Here is a 446-nt window from a genome sequence, read left to right as displayed (position 1 = left end):
ATCTGCAAAATTTGGCATACGTAGAGTTTCAGTATAAGAAACACGGCCAACAAGGTCATCGGTAATGTTCCAGTTCAATACTAAGCTCGGTAGCACCGAGCTTACATCAGCATTAGCAGAACTTGACTCAAATACATTAGTATTTGCGCCAACTTCAGCGGTAAATTGCATGTCTTGTTTATATTCAACATAACGCACACCAAACTCACCACTGATATTTTCAGTTAAGAAAAAATTTGTAGTGGCGTATAACGCGTACGAGTTTTCTTCGATATCAAATGTTTTATAAACATTTTCTGCATCTAAGTTATATACACTTCGAACTGCACTGGCGTTATCGAGCATATAGCCACCATCTGCGGTGATAAAACTATTAAATACATCGGCTCGGCCATCAAAGTAATCATCAACTCGAAATACAATACCTGAGCCATCGCCTTCACCTC

General features: G+C 39.0%; 1 protein-coding gene. It reads right to left on the bottom strand.

Annotation, left to right across the window (positions count from 1 at the left end; genetic code table 11):
* Positions 1-446, bottom strand: a 446-nt coding sequence (locus CWB85_RS21860) for a TonB-dependent receptor domain-containing protein (RefSeq protein WP_138556013.1), incomplete at both ends; no start/stop codon positions are given.

Source organism: Pseudoalteromonas sp. S1727 (assembly GCF_005886375.1).
In the GTDB taxonomy this organism is placed as follows: Bacteria; Pseudomonadota; Gammaproteobacteria; order Enterobacterales; family Alteromonadaceae; genus Pseudoalteromonas; species Pseudoalteromonas haloplanktis.
The sequence above is the reverse complement of the archived record's forward strand: the minus strand, read 5'-3'. Positions and strand labels throughout refer to the sequence as shown.